Genomic DNA, 18,285 nt, shown 5'->3' on the forward strand with positions numbered 1-18,285 from the left:
AATAGTGGAAGTATTCTCCGGGTGTGTGTCCGTTCGATGACAGCCCAGGCCTTGGCCCAGAGCTCGACCCCTAGTCATGCTCCGGACGCCGGGCGGCCGCTGGCTCACGCAAGGTCGACAGGATGGTGCATTCTGCCCGCTGGCCGCCGTGACAACTGGCAATGACCCGTTCCAGCTCGCTCGCCATGCGCTGCAGGTCTGCCATCCTCGCTCGCACGTCGGCCAAGTGGCTGCGCGCTAGGCGATCTACATCCCCGCAGGAAAGGTCTTCATCGCTGGCCAGCTGCAGCAAGCTGCGCACCTCATCCAAGCTGAAGCCCAGGTCCCGACCGCGCGCAATGAAGCGAAGGCGCTCGATGTCGGCCGGGCCATAGACCCGGTAGCCATTGCCCGAGCGCCCCGCGCGCGGTAGCAGGCCAATCCGCTCGTAATAGCGGATTGTCTCAAGGTGACATCCGCTGGCATCTGCAGCCTCACTGATTTTCATTCGTAGTGCGCTTGACTCCGTAGTAGCTACGGACTTTACCCTCACAGCACCTGCCATGCCAGCGGCCCGCCCGGCCCGGCTTCCGTGCTACTGGAGATTGATCCGATGAGTGACTGTGGCTGCCATCACGAGGCCAAGAACGCGCAGGAGCGGCGTGTTCTCTGGATTGCCTTGGCCTTGAACGCGGCAATGGCCGTGATCGGCGGCATTGCCGGCTGGATCGCCCATTCCACCGGCCTGCTGGCCGACGCCTTGGACATGCTGTCAGACGCAACCGCCTATGCCATAGGCTTGATTGCAATCGGGCGCACGGCCCGCTTCAAGGCGAATGCGGCATGGGTCAGCGGCAGTGTGCTGCTGGTGCTGGGCGTGGGAGTGTTGGTCGAGGTCGGGCGTCGCATGGCGTACGGTGCCGAACCAGTCAGCGGCTGGATGATCGGCACTGCCCTGCTGTCACTGATGGTCAATGTGACTGTGCTGCGTATGCTGGCACCGCTGAAGTCCGGTGAAGTTCATCTGCGGGCGACGTGGTTGTTCACCCGCGCTGATGTGGTGGCCAACGTCGGAGTGATCCTCGCCGGCCTGTTGGTGTGGTGGCTGGCCAGCCCGTACCCGGACTTCGTGATCGGTGCCCTGATCGGCCTGTATGTGATCAAGGAAGCCTTCGAGATCTTGGGTGATGCCCGCCGGGCACGTGCCGACGCACGCCAGACGGCTGCATGACCGGGCTTGGCCGACTAAGCTATGGCCTGCGCTGGCTCTTGCTGGCGCACCTGGCCTTGGGTCTGGTGGCACAGCCGGCTCTGGCATTGGTCGGCGAGTTGCATGCCCAAACCCATCTGGCCACTGCTGGCCATCTCCCGGCAGTAGCCGCACCGGCTCCAGAGCGTGGCGTAGACGCCGCCCTGCACCGGCTTCAACAGCTTGTGCTGTGCTGCAGCCATGCCGCGCCGGCTCCTACGATCCTGCTGACCGTGGCGGACATCGGCCAGTATTTGCACGTGCTGAATGCCGATACGCGCACGTATCCGCACAAGCACCCGATTGCGCCGTTCCGACCGCCGATCACAGGGTGAGGTCCGCCGGCATGCGCCGGCCCCCTGTCGATATCGAGAACATTCGGAGTACTTCCATGCATTTGCGATTGGCGGCAATGGCCGCATGTCTGCTGTTTGGCGTCGCGATGACGCCGCCGACGGCGGCAGCCGAGTTGATGACCTTGGACGACGCGTTCGCGCGTGTGGCCCAAACCCACCCCAAGCTGCGCCTAGTCGATGCGCGAGCCACCGTTCTCACTGCCGAGCGCGATCAGGCTGCGCAGCGCCCACCGTGGACACTCGGTGCCGAGGTCGAAAATGCGTTAGGTACTGGCGCATCCCGTGGCCTGGACAGCGCCGAGTTGACCTTGAGCCTGAGCTCGGTTCTAGAGCGCGGCGGCAAGCTCGACGCCCGCCGTACCTTGGCACAAAGCCGGATTGATGCGCTGGCCGTGCAGCGCGAGACCGGGCGCCTGGACTTGCTAGCCGAGACGGCGCAGCGCTATTTGGCTGTCGTTGGTGCTGACCGACAACGCAGCCTGGCGGACATGGATGTTGGCCAGCGCCAGCGAACCGTGGCCGCCGCCAGGCAGCGCCTGCAGGCCGGCGCTTCACCGGAGTCGGTGCTGCTCACCGCGCAGGCAGCGCTTGCGCGGGCCGAGCTGACGCGTGATCGGGCCGAGCAACAGCGACTCGCCGCCCGTCAGCATCTGGCCGCCCTGTGGGGCGAACGTACTCCCACCTTCGAAGTGACCCCGGCCGATCCGATGGCCCTGCCGGCGATCGACTCCATGCAGACGCTGGCCGATGAGCTGGAGCGGACTCCGGAATTGGCGCAGTTTGCCGACGCCCGCCGGATCGCGCAGGCACGACTGCAACTCGCTCGTTCAGCGGCCTCGCCGGACTTGTCCTGGCAGCTCGGTGTCCGCCGACTACAGGAGACCGACGACACCGCGCTGGTCGCCAGCCTATCCATGCCCCTGGGCAGCCGCAGCCGCGCACAGCCAGAGATTCGCGCCGGCGAGGCCGAGTTGGAGGTCCTGACGATCGAGCGCGAGGCCAAGGGTCTGTCGTTGTACTCCACGCTGGTCGAGGCCCATGGCCGCTACACCGTGGCACAGGCCGAGGTGGCGCGCCTGCACAGCGACGTGTTGCCGAAGCTGGCCCGAGCCGAGCAAGCCGCTGAGCGCGCCTACCGCGCCGGTGCTATCAGTTACCTGGAATGGGCACAGTTGCAGTCCGAACGCACCGCCATGGCCCAGCAACAACTGGACGTAGCCTTGGATGCGCAGCGCGCCCTGATCGAAATTCAACGACTGACCGGCCAGGCGCTTGTCACGCCGCTGGCTGCCGCTTCCACTGGAGAGACCCCATGAATCGCTTTTTCTGGACCGCACTGGGCATGGCCCTGATGCTGGCGGCCTGCAACGCGTCGACCCCCAACGAAGCATCCGAAGGAGGCCACGCCGCTGAGGGCGAGGAGCACGGCGAGCACGAGGAAGCACCGCTGGAAACCGAGATCGCGGCCAAAGCTGCGCAGGCGGCGGGAATCCAGGTCGCGCCGGCTGGGTCCGGTGAGATTGCCGATGAGCATGAAGTGCAAGGGCTGTTGACCCCAATCGATGGGCGCATCGCGCAGGTCACTGCACGTTTCCCCGGACCGGTCCGATCCGTGCGAGTGGGCGTGGGTGACCAGGTACGCACCGGCCAAGTGCTCGCGACAGTGGAGAGCAACCTCAGCCTGACCAACTACACCGTCACCGCGCCGATCAATGGCGTGGTCATGGCGCGTAAGGCCACCGTGGGCATGTCGGCGGCTGAGGGCGCCCCGCTGTTCGAGGTCGCGGACCTGTCCACGCTGTGGGTGGACCTGCACATCTTCGGCGCCGACGCCCAGCACATGGGCGCCGGCGTGCCGGTCACGGTCACCCGCTTGAGCGATGGCGTCACGGCGCAGACCACATTGGAGCGCGTCCTGCCCGGCACCGCCACTGCCAGCCAAAGCACTATCGCCCGCGCCACCGTGGCTAATACCGATGGCCTGTGGCGGCCGGGTTCAGCGGTCAAGGCGCGGGTCACCGTGGATCGCCAATCGGCGTCGCTGGTGGTTCCGATCACCGCCCTGCAGACCGCACAGGACCAGGACGTTGTCTACGTGCAGCAGGGCGAGACGTACCACACCCGGCCGATCAAGCTGGGGCGCCGCGACGCCGAACGCGCCGAAGTGCTGGAAGGGCTCAAGGCGGGTGAACGAGTGGTGGTGGCCCAAAGCTTCCTGATCAAGGCCGACATCGAAAAATCCACCGTGGAAGAGGAATGAGGCCCGCCATGCTCGAACGCCTCATTGGTCTGTCCATCCGCCACCGCTGGCTGACGCTGGTGCTCACCGCTGCGCTAGTTGCGCTGGGCGTGTGGAGCTACCGTCACCTGTCCATCGACGCCACGCCCGACATCACCAACGTCCAGGTCCAGATCAACACCCAGGCCCCGGGTTACTCGCCGCTGGAGGCCGAGCAGCGAGTGACCTTCGCCATTGAAACGGCCATGGCCGGGCTACCAAAGCTGGACTACAGCCGCTCGCTGTCGCGCTACGGACTCTCCCAGGTCACCGTCGTCTTCAAAGACGGCACCGACTTGTATTTTGCCCGCCAGCAGGTCGCCGAGAGGCTACAGCAGATCGCCTCCCAGCTGCCCGAAGGGTTGGATCCGGAGATGGGTCCCATCTCTACCGGCCTGGGCGAGATCTTCATGTACACCGTGGAGGCTGAGCCCAACGCCCGTAAGCCCGACGGCACCCCGTATACGGCCACGGACCTGCGCACCCTGCAGGACTGGGTGATCCGGCCGCAGCTGCGCACCACTCCTGGCGTCACCGAGGTCAACACGATCGGCGGCTTTGAACGGCAGATCCACATCACCCCGGATCCGGCCCAGTTGGTGGCGTTGGGCTTCACGTTGAACGACGTGGTCGCAGCGGTCATGCGCAATAACCAGAACATCGGTGCCGGCTACATCGAGCGCAACGGCCAGCAATTTCTGGTGCGCGTGCCCGGCCAGTTGGCCAATCTGGATGCGATTGGGTCCATCGTACTGGACCGGCGCGATGGCGTGCCCATTCGCGTGCGCGACGTCGCCAGCGTAGGCGAAGGCAAGGAGCTGCGTACGGGTGCGGCGACCCAGAATGGCCATGAGGTCGTGGTTGGTACCGCCTTCATGCTGTTCGGTGCCAACAGCCGGGAAGTCTCTCAGGCGGCCGCGGCCAAGCTGGACGCCGCCAACGCCAGCTTGCCCGCAGGCGTGCATGCAAAGGCAGTCTATGACCGCACAGCGCTGGTGGATCGCACCATCGGCACGGTGTCCAAGAACCTGATCGAAGGCGCGCTGCTGGTGGTGGTGGTGCTGTTCCTGCTGCTGGGCAATGTGCGGGCTTCGTTGATCACCGCGGCAGTAATCCCGTTGGCAATGCTGTTCACCATTATCGGAATGGTGCGTGGCGGCGTGTCGGGCAACCTGATGAGCTTGGGCGCCCTGGACTTCGGCCTGATCGTGGACGGGGCGGTGATCATCATCGAGAACTGTCTGCGCCGGTTCGGGGACATGCAGCACGCGCTGGGCCGCCAGCTCGACGACGAAGAGCGTTTTGATCTGACCGCCTCGGCCACGGCGGAGGTGATTCGCCCCAGTCTGTTTGGTCTGGGCATCATCGCGGCTGTCTACTTGCCGATCTTTGCGCTGTCCGGGGTGGAAGGAAAAATGTTCCACCCGATGGCGATCACGGTGGTATTGGCCCTGACCGGTGCCATGGTGTTGTCGCTGACCTTCGTGCCGGCGGCGATTGCCACCTTCCTGCGCGGCCGTGTGGCCGAGCACGACAACCGCCTGATGCGCTGGTCACGTGCACGCTACACGCCGTTGCTGGAGTGGGCGCTGCGTCGGCGGTTCGTGGTCCTGGCAGGCGCGGCCGTGCTGGTGGTGGGGTGTGGCGTGCTGGCCACCCGTTTGGGCTCGGAGTTCGTGCCGAGCTTGGATGAAGGCGACATCACCTTGCAGCCCATGCGTATCCCCGGCACCAGCCTGGAGCAGTCGGTGGTCATGCAGGAAACGCTGGAGAAGCGCTTGGCCCAGTTCCCAGAGGTTGCCAACATCTTCTCCAAGATCGGCACCGCCGAGGTGGCCACCGACCCGATGCCCCCCTCCATGGCCGATACCTTTCTGATGCTCAAGCCCCGTGACCAATGGCCCGACCCGCGCAAGCCCAAGGCCGAGCTCGTGGAAGAGCTGGAGGCGGCGGCGAAGGAGATCCCGGGTAGCAACTACGAGTTCACCCAGCCCATCCAGATGCGCACCAACGAATTGATCTCTGGCGTCCGCTCGGACGTTGCGGTCAAGGTCTACGGTGACAACCTCGACCAGCTGACGCGTCTGGCCAGCCGGGTCGAGCGGGTGATGCGGAGCGTCCCGGGAGCCGAGGACGTCAAGGCCGAACAGGTCACCGGCCTGCCATTGCTCACCATCACGCCAGATCCGGCGGCATTGGCACGGTATGGCCTGAATCCGGGCGACGTGCAGGAAACCGTGGCCACCGCCATCGGCGGCAGCGTGGCTGGCCAGCTGATCGAGGGCGATCGTCGCTTCGACCTGGTGGTACGTTTGCCTGAATCGCTGCGGCAAGACCCGGCTGTGCTCGCAGATATGCCCATTCCGCTGCCAGAAAGCGCCAGCCTCGACGAGTCCAGTCGCCTGGCGACCGGCACCAATGGTGGGCCGCGTACGGTTCCCCTGCGGGAAGTGGCGAAGATCCAGGTGGAGCGCGGACCCAATCAGATCAATCGCGAGAATGGCAAACGTCGGGTGGTGATCACCGCCAACGTGCGCGAGCGCGATCTGGGCGGGTTCGTCGGCGAGTTGCGCACACGCATCGGCCAGGATGTGAAGCTTCCGGAGGGGTACTGGATCGATTACGGCGGCACCTTCGAGCAGCTGATTTCGGCCAGCCAACGTCTGGGTCTGGTTGTTCCGGTGACATTGGCGTTGATCTTCGCACTGCTGTTCATGGCCTTCGGCTCGGCCAAGGATGCGGCTATCGTGTTCAGTGGCGTGCCACTGGCGCTGACTGGCGGGGTGCTCGCCCTGGCTCTGCGCGGGATTCCGTTGTCGATCTCGGCCGGTGTCGGCTTCATCGCGCTGTCGGGTGTGGCTGTGCTCAACGGGTTGGTCATGATTGCCTTCATCCGCCGCCTGCGTGAGCAGGGAGATCCGCTGGACAACGCTGTGCGGGACGGTGCCCTTGGCCGCCTACGGCCGGTGCTGATGACTGCCCTGGTGGCTTCGCTCGGGTTCCTGCCCATGGCCTTGAACGTAGGCGCCGGCTCAGAAGTACAGCGACCGCTGGCCACGGTCGTCATCGGCGGTATCGTGTCCTCCACTGCATTGACCTTGTTGGTGCTGCCGGTGCTATACCGTTGGTTGCATCGCGAACGCAGCGGCGACCGCAGCGCCGCGGAGTCCAAGCTGCTATGAGAGAGATCAACCTGGAAAAGAATCGTTCCGGCAGCGTACACGCGTCGGCATACACAAACGCTACGTTCTGCCGCGCCCGGGTCATGACCGCATAGTATTTCGGCTGCGCGGTGATGCGGGCCGCATCACCCGTGCGAAGGTGCGGTGTAAAGGGCCGGTTCGGCTACAATTGAGCCAGAGAACGGGGGCGACCATGACCAGCAAAGCTCAGCGCCAACAGGCGTTCGTCGAAGCGACCGCTTCGCTCCGATTGGAAGGCTTGCCCGTTTCAACGAAGGATGATGATCTCTACGCGGCGGCCATTGAGGGATTGATCTCTGGGAGTCTGCTCGATCTGGTTTCGGCGCGAATTCGGGATGAAATGGCACCAGAGAAGGAGCCTGGGCGCAAATAGTCGGAGAATTTTGGCCGAGCTTGTCGGCCAAGTTCCGCAATTCATGGCGCCAAATCGTGCAGTCCATGGTCAGCTAGGGCGCAACAGTTGCGATAGGGCCAAAGGAAGAGGCAGCGCCGGGTGTTGCGTTTAGGCATAGGTGCGCACGCAACACTTCGGGGCACGCGTAACACGCAACGGGCTTTTCGCTCTGTTGGGAAGAAATTACCGCGATTCCCGGCCTGAGGCGAGCGCAACACAATGCATTTGTACCAAGAATGCGAAATGCGCTATTGGGCTGTTACCGACACTGGGACCTTCTCCGACCTGTTTTTCTGTTGCCTGAGTCTGGGACGGAACCCGTCCCCCGAACGACCCGCACGGACGCTTCCCGGTAGGTACCGACCGTTGGTCGGTACGCTCTTCCCCACAGCGCAAGCCATCTGACCACACGCTGCGGATGTTCCTGGTGCTGCCTGCGCGCGAGGTCGTGGTGATCCAGTTCCTGGTCAACCACATCCAGCGCAAAGGCAAGACCGGCCTAGTCAGCGAACTGCCGCCGACGATTGACCAGGCGTTGGTGGCCGCCGGCCTCAAGGCCAAGGTCGGGCCGTTGAAGCTGTCGACCGTGGTACAGCGCGTGGCCGTGCTGTCTGCGGCCCACAAACTCAAGCGACTGACCAATCCGTGGGAGCTGTTCAGTATCAGGACGCTGTTGAGCCGTGCCCGCCGAGCGTCAGTCAAGCGCGGTGAGCGGCCGACCACGAAGACCGCCATCACGCGCGTCGAGCTCGAGGCCATGCTGGCGACTTGTGATGGCACTTGAATGGACTGCGTTACCGTGCCCTACTCTGCTTTGGCTTTGCCAGTGGTGGACGCCACCGTAGCGAGATCGCCGCCGCGGACCTGCGCCGCATTGGCGAGGCGGGCTACATCTACCGGCTGGAGCACAGCAAGACGCAGCAGGCTGGCGCTACGGTCAGGTCGACGCCGGACAAGCCGGTGCTGGATCGGGCTGCTCTTGCTTTGCAGGACTGGTTGTTCGCCACTGGGATCATCGAGGGAGCGATCTTTCGGCGGCTGTGGAAAAAGCGCGCGGGCCTTGCCCTGTCCACGGCCGCCGTCGGCGAGATCGTGCAAAGGCGCACACGCTTGGCCAGGTTAGAGGGGGATTTCGATGGGCACAGCCTTAGGTATGGGTTCGTGACCGAGGCCAGTCGCTAAGGCTGGCGCTGCCGGCGATCATGCAACTGACCGTGCGTCGGTCGGTGCCGAGTGTCGTAGGGTATTTCCAAACCGGCAGCGTCGCTGCGAATCGTGCCGCTCGTCTGCTCGAAGACTGATCGCCGAAAATACCGTTGCTACCCTGATAACAACTCTGAAGAATGGAGACCGCGCTACACACGAGTCAGCTCAACGTCTGCCCCAGTCCCTAGCAGAAGTTCCCTTAGCCGCTCGGCCTGACTCTTTGGAGCCGCGATTGAGAGCAATCTACGGGCACGGGACGCGCCCACATAGATCTTACGCGCGCTCTCGTTGTCCTCACCGCCGGGGGGCGAGGACAGGAAGTCGATGATGCTCCCCGCGTGCCTGGAGGTCATCACGACGCAGATAGCATCGAACTCCAAACCCTTCACCGCATGAATCGTATGTGCAGGCTGGCGCAAGCCATCGGTTTCAGTGAAGACCTTTCCAAGTTCTTCCTTGTCTGGAAGCCTCCGGCTGATGGATCGGCTTGCGTCCGGTTTGCGAAGCGGGTCGAGGAGCGTTTTGGCTTGCCTGAGCCATTCGCTGGCGGAAGAGTGCCTGCTTCTATCAAAGCGCATCGCATCGAGCATTGCGATGGCTCTGGGGCGCCAGTGATCTGGTTCGATCTCGTGCTCCAGCAGGTATTGCTGATAGGTTTTGTCAGTCAGCTCATCCGCGAGTTCCAACTGAATCTTGTGGAATCCAACGAGCGCATCCTTCTTGACCCGCATGTCGGATGCCGCATGGTAGGTATGAACGGTTGTCGCCAAGCGCACACTAAGCGCACCGTCTTTGCTAGCAGAGACAACGCCAGCAGCCTTGCAGGCCGATGGCAGCGTTGAGGCGACGATCGGACAGTTGGCTGGATTCAGATCAAGCGCCTCTACAAGCTCTCCAAATTTTACGCCCACGCTGCGTGGGACGCCATTTCCTCCATAGGCCAAGACATGAACAGGGCTTGGCTCATGCCGGTACTCCCCCAGGGCTTCATCCTCATTTCCGCGCATACTAGGTGCACGCAAAGCTAAGATACTTTTTGCGATGTTCTTCCCGGATCGGAAGTTACCCGTCATCGGAAGGCGCTCGCTTGGAGGAAAGCTCTCCCCAAAGCGAGCAAGTTCCGCACCTACCCCGCCACGAAATCCATAGATTGCTTGATTGGGATCACAGATGACCTTCACTGTGATCCCGCTCCCGCGCATCCAATCGATAATCTCCAGATCCAGCGCATTACAGTCCTGAGCCTCATCAACTATGATCTCTGTGAAGCGCGCCGCGAAGGCTGTGGCCAATACTTGTGATCGAGGGGGGTCTTTCAGGCGGTTCAGCGCGAGTTCTCGCGCATCCTCAAAGTCCAAATGGCCTTGCTCAAGCAGGCTGGCCCGAAGGGCTTTTGCGATAGTTTCATAGCTCTTTGCACTTCGATCGAAGCCTCGTTCCTTAAGCTCTTCCTCTATCGCCCTGCCGTTAACCCGATCGAAGCATTCAAGTGGCAGTGTGCGTGCAACATTTGGAGGCGCGATCTCCAGGTACTTCTTATCAGGGATGAGACGCGCTGGACTCCGTTCGCATGGAGCGCCAAAGGGCGCGATGAGGAACTTCCAGAGGAAGCTGTCGAAGGTCCCGATGAAGTGGGGGAATGCCGGCTTCTGAACGACCCCCTCCCGATACAGGCGAGCCTCAAGCTCTGACACGGCCGCTTCTGTGAAGGACAAGAATGCGAGGCCACGACCAGGCGCTTCTCGCTGTTGCGACACAGCACGACGTGCACGTTCCACCATGACCCGGGTCTTTCCTGCCCCGGGACAGGCTTCGATGAAGGCCGAGCCGTCATGCTCGATGATTGCCTGTTGTTCCGGCGTAGGATTGAAGGCGGAGGTGCTCATTCGGTCAGGCGCAAAATCGCTTTCGTCAGATAAGCTGGGACCTTGAATTCTTGGTTGTCCCTCTGAAGCGCGTCGGCGAGCAGCTGCGCGTAGTCCCCCTTGCGTACGTCATCGAAGATTTTCTGTATCTCCTTGGCCTGGTCATCCCCAGACAGCGCCACCGCGGCATCCCACTTACTTTCGGACTGGGGATGAAGCTTGAGAAATATCTTCTTCATGAGCTCTCCGTTCCCAGTAGCCACAAGTTCAGGCTCCAGCGAGAACTCGTTAACAAAAATGTCAAGCTTTGTCATGGCGCCAAGCTCTTGAGCGAGATCATCTAGCGCTTTCTTTCTCCTCTTGCCCGGCGGCACCTCACTAAAACCAACCTTGCCCTTATCCCCATCGGTGATGACCACAACACGGTCCGCTATCCGCACGCCGTCATAAGCGGTAAGCAGCAGCTTGATATAAGGAGTGAAGTCCACGCCATCAATTGGAACGAAGACCGCAGAGCGGAATAGGCGCAACCGCTCGGACTGGTTTTTCAGCACAAATAGCTTGGCAATCACGGGTAGCAGGAGTGCTTCGGCAATACCTTCCACGAGCAACACGCGCCCTCCAAAGAGGAGCGCAGATTTGGTGACATCCAGATAGCGATCGACTTTGCGCCGCTCATCATCCTCAAGCGCGAGCTTGGCCAAGGGAATGACTCGGGTCTGACGCCTGATTCTGGAGGAAGAGAGCACCGCATTGGGCTCTATTTCAGGGAGGATAGGAGCAGTAACGCCCGACAGGGTTGCCATGCTCTCGTCTTCGGTTAGAGTTTCATCACGCGACTCAGGTGCTGCAAATTCCTTAGCGGACCCCATCGGGCCGCCCGCCAAGGCGCGCATGCTGTCCTCGCCCTCCTCGCCCTCCTCGCCCTCCTCGCCTTTCAACTCCTGTGCAGCTTGGGCTTCCGGGACGATGGAGCGGAAGAAGACCGCCTGCTTGTTGGCCACCCATGCCGAAAGATTGGGGGAGTGCGTCGCTACAACAACCTGCAGCTCCCCCGCGAATTGGTTCGGGTCGCGCTCCTTCTCGCGCGACTTGGCGGCCTGCTCCTCCAGGAAGTTCAGCACAGCGGCCTGAAGCTGCGGGTGTAGGTGCGCCTCCGGCTCCTCGACCAAAAACAGCGTGAGATCTGCCTCGTCGACCCTCTCAAGCTCGACGGCGATGGTCGCCATGTAGAGCAGGTTGGCGTAGCCGTGGCCGGAGTAGCGCAGGTCTTCTGGCTCGATGTCGTGATCGGACATCTTGAAGCGAAGCTCCCGGGCAATATCGATGAGCTTCTCCTCGGGAGAGAACCCCAACGAGGCACCCTGCTTACGCACGCCACTGGTTAGTATGCCCAAGCCCGAGCCCACCGCCTGCCCGACCTTGTCCAAGACAGGGTCGTTCTGGGTTCTGCGCAAGGTGGCGGCCAATTCTTCTTGGGTGATGTCTCCCAAAAAGTGCTTTAACAAGGCATAGATGCGCGTGGAGTTACCTGAGGCAAGCGCACGCTTGGCGTCGCGCAGAGCCGGAAGATATATATGCCGCACCGTCTCATGAGCGCCAGGCTCGGCAACGCCCCTATGTTGACCAGCCCAGGCGATTACCCTACCTGGAATACGCTGCGCCACTTCCTCATAGCGTAGCCCGAAGGAGCAACCACTGATCTGAGGGTCGGTCGCGGCGGTGATTAGCCGCCCCTTCTGTCCCGCACTGAGCTCAGTGAATGTGGCCGAAATATCAAAGGAACGAACCGCGCTGCCAAAGCGGATATCAGTAGGCTCGGAGTAGATATCGCGTCGGCCGCTGAGGGGCGCTGTTAGCAATCTGATCGCGTCGATCGCATTGCTCTTGCCGCCATTGTTCTCGCCGACGAACAGAGTCAGATCCTTGCAAAGCGGTATCTCCGCCTTCTCGAAAGAGCGAAAGCCGCTCAACACCAACTTCTCCAGATACATCACCGCTCCTTCGAGAACTCCCCACGGGTTCAAGCGATAGTATATGGCGAGCGTGGTCTGACCATAGTGCTACAGGAGCCGGCTATCAGGGACCAAGGGCAGGAACTGCCTGTCGGCACAGAACCGATTCAATCAGGCTCGCTGCCGCATTGGATCCACTGGGCAGCGATATGGTGCGCCTAGACTCACTTCCAGCTCACCAGCAAGAGGAAGCCCGCCCCCAACATTTTTTAAGCAACGATGAACGTTTTCAGGCGCTATCCTCATCTTTCCCCGATAGACATCCCTATCCCTTTGCGCGCTATAGTCTCATTTATATTTGAGATCGAATTTAACAGCCAAAAGATAGCATGAGCCAGCTTTCAGCACAGGATTCCCCTGATAGTCCGCAAAAAGCGGGCGGCGCGGGCACGGACGCGCTGGCCGGATACGAGTACCAGATCGACGTCTCGGTCTGGCTGGCCCTCGATCTGATGCTCGCTAGCAAGCTTACCCAGGAAATCACCCTGGAACCTAGCACCCAAGAGGACCTGGAAGCCGATGTGAAGGAGGATGACTCGGGAAGCGTGACCGGGACGATGGCGATAGATGGCTATCGACTGGTAGTCCAAGCCAAGCTCAGGACAGGCGATGCTTGGACCGTCAGAGGCGTGCTCGCGTTGCTCAGGCACGGAGGCGAGCGACGGATACCAGCTATCGATCGACTGGCGGACCCCAAGATCCGATACCTGCTGGTCACTAGTGCCGGCGTCAACGGCAAAGCTCGCGGCCTAGTTGTTCACCGCGCAGGCGTTTGGCCTTCCCCCCCAAGCATGCCAACTTCGATCGGCCGCGCGCTCCCCCCAAGGGGCGCCGGCCGGGTCGCTGTGATCGATAAGGTGGATCGCGAGCGGCTGGACTCACGCATCCGAGAGCTGTTGACGGATACTTTTCGCGTCCCGAACGCATACTGGCGCCAATGCCATCACGATCTGCGCGAACAGGCACGCCAACGCATTTGCGGTGTAGCGGGAGGACAATGGTGCCAGGCTGACCTAGCAGAGGCCATTCGCGCCCACCAGGGTTACATCGCCAGCTCGCCGGAACTTGACGACTACGTCTATCCCAGCCAGTGGAGGCAGCTCGTAACCGCGATGGCCGAGCGCCACGCCGTGCTCATCGTTGGGCAGTCCGGAACCGGCAAAACGATGGCTGCGCGGAAGCTGTATGAGAAGCTTCGCGAAACCACTCCCGGGCTAGCTTACGTGGCTATCACCCAAGGTCCCCACCAGCTTGCCGGCGACGAGACCCATCTGCCTGTGTTCTATGACATTGAGGACCCTTGGGGGCGCTACGACTTCGATCCCAACAGCCGTCCGTGGAACGAGGATCTTGCCAAGTACTTGGGGGGCGCCAACGCCAACAAGTTGATCGTCGCAGCGTCCAGGCGGGATGTCGCCCGAGAGAGTCGTGCACTCGACAGCCTCCGCCCTTGGGTCGTCGAACTGGAAGCGGAGCACTACGGTCCGCAGGAACGTGAGCGTCTGTATCGCTCGCGGATCCGGGCTCTACCCCGGGAGCTCCAGGGGATGGCCGCCCGAGCTGAAGACAAGGTGCTGTCGGAGCTTGCGACTCCGCTGGAAATCCAGAAGTTCTTCGACGCCCTGCCCGTTCTCGATCGCCAGTTGACGCGTTCGCCGGACCGCTTCATTACTCTGGCGATCGGGCGAGCGCACAAAGACTCCATTGAAAGGACGGTCATCGAGCAGATCGGGCAACGTAAAGGTACGCGCGCCGCAGTCGCCCTCTGGGCGTTGCTCAAGGCCAATGGCAAAATCTCCCTGCGGGCCTTGCGGCCGATCGAGGACGCCCTCATGCAGCGCGACCGTGCTCAGGCTGAGGAGCTCTCGCCACTAATCGGCTTCTTTGTCGCCGCGCGGAACCTGCGTCAAGTCGAAGACACAGTGACCTACTATCACCCTCGAGTGGAATCCGGTATCGAGCAGGTACTCCGGCATGAGCCAGCCTCGGTCGTCCGTGACTCCCTGTGTCACTTGGTCGACGCATTGATGGCGGTCGACAGTCCGAATCCCGGCTGGGGTGCCCGTACGGCAGCCCGTATCCTGGCAGGAATGCAGCGATTGCCCGACGCCTTGCGGCCGTCGCTCTCCACGGTTGCACAGGCAGGCATTGACGCCTGGCTGATAAGCGAAATCCCCAAGGTCGGCAAGGAGCTAGAAGCACATCTGCGTCTCGCCGAGGCTGCCGGATCGGCGAACAGCATCGTCGCCGAACTGGCGCGATACCTCTTCCATCGACCGGACAACAGCTTCGAGGCGCTGATGCTCTGGGTCTCGCCCGAGCGTGACGACGCCTGGTATGCGCGCATGTGTTCGGCACCGGAAACCAGACCGATCCTCGAGGCTTTCGTGCGGGATGTCCTGCCCAGCATCCGTATCCACTATCCAGCCAATCTCCACCGACATCTGCAGACCCTCACGCCAGGTCTAACGGACGCCTTCCTCGATGCCGCGAGGAAAATCGTGCACTACGGCTTTGTGGACACCGACGACGCCATTGCAGCAGGCGCGCTGGAGGACATCGAATCATTCGAAACGATCATCGATATAGCAATCGCTGTTCGAACGCCTACGGACGAAGATCGGAAGCGTTACGAAGAGCAGAGCTTGGCCATCATCAATGGCGAATACAACGAGGACTATGTTGACTACCTGAGCAACGACGATGATGGGTTCACCGCTGGTGAATTTATCGCCACTTACGTGAGAAAGGTCCGACTCACGGGCGACTGGCGCAGGCTGTCTGTACACCGCCATCGCCACCGACTGCTGTTCAATTGGTTGCGTGAAATTGCAAACGAGCCCAACGACTCGATCAAGAACGGCGATGAGTTGGAAGCCGTGTTCGACGCCGCGTACACCCACGAGCATGAGGATCTGCTCTGGCAGATCATTCTGCAACGCTGGGATTCGACCTACCTTCCGCGACTGATCGAGCGTGTCCGCGACGGTGACGCCGAGTACGGCACCCGCTGCGCCGCAATTACCTGCCTGATCGAGCACGCGCCGCATGCTCTCCTCGACCTTGTCCGGATGCTCGAAGGTAAAAAGGATCATCTGCGCACGACCGGCATCGCGCTCGAACTTGGCGAGTTGCTGCACCGCGAGGCAAACCGCAAGGGCAGCGACGCGCGGTTAGCTTCGGTCGAGGCCGACTTGGCGATACTTTCAGCCCCTCTCGCTGAAATCGCTCTGGCTTCGGTCGCCGTCAAGCTCGGCCGACCTCCCTCGTTATCGCGAGAGACATTGAAACTACTCGTCGGAATCACCGGTGGCAGCGTGGTGTTGCGCCGATTCCGCATCGCTGTCGACCGCCACGTACCTTTGCCTATTGATGACGACATCCGTTGGATGTTGACCCACGCGGATGAGGACACCGACGCCTCCGCCGCAATAGATGCGGCTGCTCGCCGTGGCTTGACGGATCAGGTTCAAGCCGGGCTCAAGCACAGGTTCGCCAGGGTTCGCGCACATGCCCTCACCGCGATAACCGCTGCAGTGCCGGAGCCGTTGCCGAACTCCATCCTGGCAATGGCCAGGAGAGTGTCCGTATTTTTGTGTTCGGGCGACGTGGGCTGCCCTGTGACAGCCCGGCTTCTTAGTACGGGCTCCGGATAAATCGGTCCCCGTAAAGTACGGCAAATTGGTTCATCGCGTTCTTCCAGCCGTGGCTGGTGCCTCCCCAGTTGGCCGTGATGTTGCGCAGCCCCAGCCAGATCAGCTTGATCGCCGCCTCGTCAGTTGGAAAATGCCCTCGGGTTTTGATGACCTTCCGCAGCTGCGCATTAACGCTCTCGATGGCGTTGGTGGTGTAGATGACACGACGGATCTCAGGTGGAAACGCGAAGAAGGGTATGACGCGGTCCCATGACCGTCGCCATGCCTGGGGCGCCGAGGGGTAGCGTTTGCCCAGCGGCGAGGCCTCCAGCGCTTCCAGGGCCTGTTCGGCGGACTCTGCATTGATGGCCTGGTAGATGGGCTTCAGCTCGGCTGCGAGAGCCCTTCGATCCTTCCAGCCGGCGTAGTCCAAGCTGTTGCGGATGAGATGCACGATGCAGGTCTGGAGAGTGGTCGCTGGGTAGACCGCCGCCAGCGCCTCGGGCATGCCTTTAAGGCCATCGGTCACCGCTATCAGTACGTCCTCCACGCCGCGCGTCTTGAGGTCGTTGAAGACCTTCATCCAGAACTTGGCCCCTTCTGTGTTCTCGATCCAGATGCCCAGGATGTCGCGACTTCCATCAGGTAGAACGCCTAATGCCAGATAGATCGCTTTGTTGCGCACTACGCCCTCGTCACGCACCTTGACGCGCAGGGCATCAAAGAACACCACCGGATACATCAGCTCCAGCGGACGCGTCTGCCACGCCGAAATCTCTTCCAGAACCTCGTCGGTCACCGAGCTGATGAAGTCCGCCGACACGTCTGTTCCATACTGTTCAGACAGAAACGCGCGGATGTCGCGGACGCTCATTCCGCGCGCGTACATCGCGACGATCTTGTCGTCAAAACCAGTGAAACGCCGCTCGTGCTTGGGAATCAGGATGGGCTGGAAGCTGCCATCCCGGTCCCGGGGAACGTCCAGTCGCAGGGGGCCATCCTCAGTCAGAACGGTTTTGCTGGACGTTCCATTTCGCTGATTGCCGGTCGATTCCGGTCGCTCGCTTCCGGGTGGGTACCCCAGGTGATGGCCCAGCTCGCCCTTCAGTGCCCGCTCAATCAAGGCCTTTTTCAGGGCTGTGGTGATGTCCAGGATCTCGCCCGCGGTCGTCGCTCCGTTGGCAAGCTGCTCAACGAGCTCGGCAGGCAGGGTAGGCAGCTGACGGGCAGCGGCCTTGGCGGTCATTTTCTTGGGTGGCATACATGATCCTTTTCAACATGTTATGCCCGAACACAAAATTCCTGACAGTCCCATGGCCAGCGACAAGGGACATTACGTCCGCACCGCACTCGTGGAAGCAATCGATGCACGACCTCATCCGAAACATCTTGCAGCACTGCTCCATCTGGTCACCGACAAGTGGTCTTCAGACTCCATGTACGACAGCGACAATCGGCACTTCCCAATAGCGCGAGCCGCAGCAGGAGCACTGTCCAAGCTGGGGCAACTATCCGCAGATGCTTCCGAGGCATTGCACATTCTCGCCTTGGAAACCAGCGATGCCAACCTGCGATTCGCCCTGTTCAGTATTAATGCTTGTCAGGCCGATGAGGCGTTCAGAAGTCGATTGCTGGACGTCGCCGCGGCGGCACCCAGTCCGGTTTGTCGCGCCGCCGCGAGCGCGCTTCTGTCCAACTGGCAGCAAGCTTCCCCTACCTTCATTGCCCGGTTAGATGCTGATCTTCTATCCCGAACGACCCCTTTCGTGGCTGCTCGATTGACATTGCTCCTAGCGTTGCGCGGCGAAGCGAGTCACGCATTCGATACATGTTGCAATCTGGCAGGGCACCAAGGCAGACGGGTACTTCTCTTGCTGGTAGTGTGGTTAATGCATGAGCGTAACCCACTTGTTGCAGAGAAAATCTCAGCCCTGCTGCCAGCCGGGCATATCGGAGTAGCTAAGGTGACAGGCGCGCATAGAGATGCGTTAGATGATTCCGCCCTTGCTGATCTTGGAGATGCGCTCACCGTGGCAGAAGTTCTGTTCTTCATTGGTAAAGAGAAAGAATCCTCCTGATATACCGAAGTATGCCCTTCAGAGGTT

Annotated in this window: 12 protein-coding genes and 1 pseudogene; 9 read left to right on the top strand and 4 right to left on the bottom strand. The window is 61.6% G+C overall.

Features of this window, described 5'->3' with window-relative positions:
* Positions 1-70: 70 nt before the first annotated feature.
* Entirely contained in the window at positions 71-487 is a 417-nt protein-coding gene (locus PDM29_RS17265; RefSeq protein ID WP_311191280.1) for a MerR family transcriptional regulator, read from the bottom strand.
* Between the two features lie 105 nt (positions 488-592).
* On the opposite strand from PDM29_RS17265, the gene PDM29_RS17270 reads away from it, so the two are divergent.
* The 7 genes and pseudogenes from PDM29_RS17270 to PDM29_RS17300 form a co-directional block, all read left to right on the top strand.
* On the top strand, positions 593-1,210 hold the full coding sequence (locus PDM29_RS17270; protein WP_262246262.1) for a cation efflux transmembrane domain-containing protein: 618 nt from the start codon (positions 593-595) through the stop codon (positions 1,208-1,210).
* Positions 1,207-1,563: a hypothetical protein gene (locus tag PDM29_RS17275; protein WP_311191281.1), complete on the top strand. Its 357-nt coding sequence runs from the start codon at positions 1,207-1,209 to the stop codon at positions 1,561-1,563. Before PDM29_RS17270 ends, PDM29_RS17275 begins: the two co-directional genes overlap by 4 nt.
* Before the next feature lie 56 nt (positions 1,564-1,619).
* On the top strand, positions 1,620-2,900 hold the full coding sequence (locus PDM29_RS17280) for a TolC family protein (protein WP_425508758.1): 1,281 nt from the start codon (positions 1,620-1,622) through the stop codon (positions 2,898-2,900).
* Positions 2,897-3,844, top strand: coding sequence for an efflux RND transporter periplasmic adaptor subunit (locus PDM29_RS17285; RefSeq protein WP_311191282.1), 948 nt, complete (start codon positions 2,897-2,899; stop codon positions 3,842-3,844). Before PDM29_RS17280 ends, PDM29_RS17285 begins: the two co-directional genes overlap by 4 nt.
* Positions 3,845-3,852: 8 nt before the next feature.
* Positions 3,853-7,044: an efflux RND transporter permease subunit gene (locus PDM29_RS17290; RefSeq protein ID WP_311191283.1), complete on the top strand. Its 3,192-nt coding sequence runs from the start codon at positions 3,853-3,855 to the stop codon at positions 7,042-7,044.
* Between the two features lie 193 nt (positions 7,045-7,237).
* Complete coding sequence (locus tag PDM29_RS17295) at positions 7,238-7,438, top strand: antitoxin VbhA family protein (RefSeq protein WP_262246253.1); 201 nt, start codon at positions 7,238-7,240, stop codon at positions 7,436-7,438.
* A 445-nt stretch (positions 7,439-7,883) separates the two neighbouring features.
* Positions 7,884-8,760: pseudogene (locus PDM29_RS17300) on the top strand (site-specific integrase); the annotation flags it as partial.
* Positions 8,761-8,814: 54 nt separating this feature from the next.
* Here PDM29_RS17300 and PDM29_RS17305 read toward each other — a convergent pair.
* Both PDM29_RS17305 and PDM29_RS17310 read right to left on the bottom strand, forming a co-directional pair.
* The gene (locus tag PDM29_RS17305; RefSeq protein ID WP_311191284.1) at positions 8,815-10,551 is read right to left on the bottom strand and encodes a UvrD-helicase domain-containing protein; all 1,737 of its coding nucleotides are present in this window, start codon (positions 10,549-10,551) and stop codon (positions 8,815-8,817) included.
* On the bottom strand, positions 10,548-12,524 hold the full coding sequence (locus PDM29_RS17310) for an ATP-dependent nuclease (protein ID WP_311191285.1): 1,977 nt from the start codon (positions 12,522-12,524) through the stop codon (positions 10,548-10,550). The genes PDM29_RS17305 and PDM29_RS17310 overlap by 4 nt, the downstream gene beginning before the upstream one ends.
* A 350-nt stretch (positions 12,525-12,874) precedes the next feature.
* On the opposite strand from PDM29_RS17310, the gene PDM29_RS17315 reads away from it, so the two are divergent.
* Complete coding sequence (locus PDM29_RS17315; protein WP_311191286.1) at positions 12,875-16,201, top strand: nSTAND3 domain-containing NTPase; 3,327 nt, start codon at positions 12,875-12,877, stop codon at positions 16,199-16,201.
* On the opposite strand, the gene PDM29_RS17320 is transcribed toward PDM29_RS17315, so the two are convergent.
* The gene (locus PDM29_RS17320; protein WP_311190592.1) at positions 16,182-17,441 is read right to left on the bottom strand and encodes an IS256 family transposase; all 1,260 of its coding nucleotides are present in this window, start codon (positions 17,439-17,441) and stop codon (positions 16,182-16,184) included. The two genes, PDM29_RS17315 and PDM29_RS17320, sit on opposite strands and share 20 nt — an antisense overlap.
* 52 nt (positions 17,442-17,493) lie before the next feature.
* Here PDM29_RS17320 and PDM29_RS17325 point away from each other — a divergent pair, with 52 nt between their 5' ends.
* Complete coding sequence (locus PDM29_RS17325) at positions 17,494-18,258, top strand: hypothetical protein (RefSeq protein ID WP_311191287.1); 765 nt, start codon at positions 17,494-17,496, stop codon at positions 18,256-18,258.
* Positions 18,259-18,285: the final 27 nt, after the last annotated feature.

This window comes from Stenotrophomonas oahuensis (genome assembly GCF_031834595.1).
Taxonomy (GTDB): domain Bacteria; phylum Pseudomonadota; class Gammaproteobacteria; order Xanthomonadales; family Xanthomonadaceae; genus Stenotrophomonas; species Stenotrophomonas oahuensis.